This is a genomic window from Caldivirga sp. UBA161, from assembly GCF_002506515.1.
GTDB lineage: Archaea > Thermoproteota > Thermoprotei > Thermoproteales > Thermocladiaceae > Caldivirga.
The window spans coordinates 6,191-10,376 of record NZ_DAXS01000010.1 but is presented as its reverse complement, the minus strand read 5'-3'; the positions used below and the strand labels follow the sequence as shown (position 1 = coordinate 10,376).

At 45.1% G+C, this 4,186-nt stretch carries 1 protein-coding gene; it reads right to left on the bottom strand.

Annotation, left to right across the window (positions count from 1 at the left end; genetic code table 11):
• Positions 1-152: 152 nt before the first annotated feature.
• Entirely contained in the window at positions 153-3,953 is a 3,801-nt protein-coding gene (locus BP896_RS01220; protein ID WP_291764819.1) for a ribonucleotide reductase N-terminal alpha domain-containing protein, read from the bottom strand.
• Between the last annotated feature and the right edge of the window lie 233 nt (positions 3,954-4,186).

Below are 4,186 nucleotides of genomic sequence, written 5' to 3'. Positions count from 1 at the left end.
TGTATTAAGCCTTCACGCTCATTAACATTAACCTTAACATACCTAATATTAACAATACCCCTCGATTTAAAGAAGCTCTTAACCGCTTCCTTAATGTTTCCTTGATTTACCATTAGCTACTTTAATTAGTGTTGGCTTAATAAGTTAATGCCTTATCCACATACCCCTGTTCTGCATGCTGGATCGTCTGTTTCACCTATTTCCTCAAGCTTATTCTCCTCAATCTCCTTATTTAGGTTAATGGCCTTAACGGTAACCTTAATCGCCTTAGGCTCAGTACTCTGAGCCTTACTCTTCCTCTCAACTCCAGTGTATATTACCTGAACTGACTTACTCTTATCCCTATACACTGTTATACCGAAGGCTCCTAGGGCCCAGGCTAGGCGATATGCGCCATCAACATCCTCCCTGGTTGCATTACTGGGCATGTTTATAGTCTTACTTACACCTGAGTCACTCCACTTGGCGAATGTAGCCTGCATGAAGACGTGCCACCTCCAGTGTATTTCATTAGCCGTCTTAAGTAGTGGATGCATCACGTGGTTGCTGGGTAACATGCCGGCTTCAAGCACCTTAGAGATTGTTTCATTGTCTAGGGCATTTGAGTCTTTAAGCTTCCTGAGGGCTGTGTAATTATACTCTATTAACTTTCCAATGCTTAGATTCCTCACGTAGGCTATTGCGAAAATGGGCTCTATGCTTGAATTAACCCCAGCGATTAGGCTCCTTGAACCCTCTGGGGCAATGCTGATTAATGCACCATTCCTAACACCCACTGTTGATGCATCCCTAATTAATTCATCATCGGTGGCCCTTAATTTGGCTAGGAATTCCTCAGCCTTATTGGGTAGGCTACCTAATTCACTGTAACCTAACTTAAGGATGTCAAGGTACTCCTCCACGTCGCTTGAAACACCCTTAACCTCAAGCATCTTTGAAACCCTCTCCTCATGAACCCTCCAGGGTAGGAAACCACCCCTCCACCTGCTTGATGGCCAGAGCGGGAACGGGCCCTTCTCCTTAGCCAACTCAACGCTGGCCCTAACCGCAACCCTAGTTACAAACCCCATCACCACGTCAGCTAATGCAATAGCCTTTGGTGAATCGTAGGGTATATCGAGTGAGACTAGTACGTCAGCCCAACCATTAATACCTAAGCCAATTCTCCTACTAGCCTTATTAGCCCTATCAAGGTACTCATGCGGGTGCTGGTTAGCGTCAATAACATCATCAAGGAACCTAACCGCCAGAACCACATCCTTAGCTAAGGCCTCCCAATCAATTGAACCATCCTTAACATACCTAGTTAAATTTATACTACCCAGGTTACAGGACTCAAATGGATATAAGGCTACCTCACCGCAGTTGTGGCTAATGAAGCCGCCCGCCACATAGTAGTGGTAGCCTGGTACTGTGGTATCAAAAACCTCCTCGGCGCCTAGGTATTCTATATTTTTAACAGTGGCTAAGGGTGGGTCAGCCTTAACCTTCTTTAACGAGGCTTTAATGGCCTTAACCCTATCTGCAAAGCCAATCTTCTCAATGAATAACTTACCGCTGTAATCCTTAATGACCAGCTCATGGTTACTGCCTGCCCTACCCTCATATATTGTTGACATTATGCCGAATAGTAGGAGTAGCTCCTGGACCTGCTTAAGGAGCCTTAATGACGCTGACGTTAACCTAACCACTGAATCCGCGTTAGCTGCGCCACCTGCTGTGAATAGGCCCCTTAGGAATGACTTAATCTCACTTGGCTTCAGGGTATAAACCAACTCTGGAATCACTCTATTGGCTGAGCCCACATTTATGAGCTCCGGCGCTATTTTACTGAAGTATCCCCAGACATCCCTTGAGGATGTTAAGACCTTAACCTCACCCTTACTGTAGTAGGTGCTGATTTTTGCATTTGGGAACCTGTACCTCAGGATATCGGTAATCACTTGGGTAACCTCCTCCTTCCGGGCATTGAAGTACCATGCAGCGAACCCATAATCCCTACCCCTATACTTATATAGTAACCCGCCCCCGACAAGCCAGCCTAAGAGGAATGCTAAGTCCTCACCAATGCTACTACTACCGAACCCCCTACCCAGCTTATCTATATCAATCCTAGACATGTATATTAAGTCCCCTGGCCTTAACTGGTCAACCCTCTTCCACATTATACGGTAGCCACTGGTCCTGCTGCTCAACGAAGCCTTGATAACCTCTTGAACCTCTGGTGGCGCCTCATCGCAGTTGCATTGATCCCTAGTTACTACGATTAACCTGTGGTCAGGCGTCGCCCTCAGTTCGTAACCCTCCTCAGTAATCACCTTATATATAGGCTTAATGCCCTGGCTGAAGACCCTTGATCTAATCACCACAGGCATGCCTATGGCCACAGCCTTGTTGCCGTGGGTAGCCGCATGTATTACCAATGCCTGCCCAGGGAGTATTAAGTCGACTTCATTAACACCCTCCTTAACCAGTTTACCTATCTGTAAATACCCATACTTAGTAAGTATCCTGGTATCGCCGGTTACGCATGGGTTAGTTGCATTTATAACTGAGTACTTACTGGATACGGAATTGTTAATGAACTCTATCTTACTGTTTGCCACATCCTTATTCCATAATCCTGGGTCACCACTATCCCAAGCTGACTCAACTATTTTACCCCATAATTCTCCAGCATTAACCCTCCTCCATACCTTCACTAAGCCTGCCTTAACCTTACTCACGCACTCCTCATAACATTTAACGAATTCCTGACCCCAGGTTTGGTATAGGCATGCGCATTCCCTTGGATTAAGTAGGTATACATCCTCACCCTTTAGGGCCTTGGCCATGAAGTAGTCATCTATGGTTACGCTTATGTTGAAGTTCTGTAATTGAACATCCTTTAATTTACCTGTCTTTGATGTTATGAACTTCTCAACATCAGGATGCCACCAGAAGAGCATGCCCATTTGGGCTCCACGCCTCTTACCACCCTGCTTAATAACATCCACTAGGGTATCGAAGAGCCTCATGAATGATAATGGGCCTGAGGCCACACCACTGGTTGACTTAACGACGTCGCCCTCAGGCCTTAATTCACCGAACTGGTAACCAACCCCGGCACCGGCTTGGAAGAGTAATGCCGCTAACTTAGCTGCGTCCATTATTCCGAAGAAGCAGTTTGGATTATCCCTGTTACTATCCTTACTTAAGCAATCATCAACAGGTATAACGAAGCATGCTGATAATTCACCCAGCTTAGTGAGTGAGTTAAACATTGTGGGGGAATTGGGGAGGAACTTCAATTGACTTACTAAATCGTAAAATTCCCTAACCCAATTAATTGGATCATTACCATACTTAACCTCACTGTAGGCTACACCCATGGCTATCCTCATCCACATGTACTGTGGGGCTTCGAAGAATGAACCATCAAGCCTCTTCATGAGGTACCTGCTCATCAGCGTCCTAACACCATTATATGTTAGGAGTAGGTCCCTTGATGGATCCAGTTGATTCATTAACTCTTCTAGGTATTTCTCATAGAATTTAGCAGCCTCAGGGCTCCATAAGCCTTGGTTAAGCCCCTGGTTGAACCAATCCCTAAACCCCCTCCTGTAGGCTTCACTTAATGTTAATAAACCTGAGTTAACCCTCTTAATCACCTCCTTACCCCAGACCTGCTTGTAAATGCTGAAGAGTAGGTAGTTCCTGGCGGCATCATGCCACTTAAAGTCCTCGCTAATCAGATTAAGCATCATTAATTGAACGGAATCAGATATTTCACTTGAGGTAACCTCCCCCTTACCCTTAATTTGGTTAGTAAGCTCCTCAAGTATGCGCTCTGGGTTAGGTGCCTCCGCTAGCTTTAAACTGTTAAGTAGCTTACCTGGGTTGAATTCCTCCCTTACACCATTTCTCTTAATTATCGTGATCATGGCTCCCTCTCCAGCGACTTTCTGCTCCATATTACGGCAACACCCCTAATAAACCCTTCCTATTCAATATTAAAGAGCAAGCAGTTAAAATATCCCGCAGCGAACACTCGATGTTAAGCATATTACCTGCTGCCTGCACAATGAGCTTATTCACCACCCCCATTAATATGGCTTCTGATAGAGAGGTGGCTGAAAGTATTTTGCTCATAGGTAGGATAATTATCCTACTTAAATAAATACCCTTCTATAAAAATAAGAAGTAC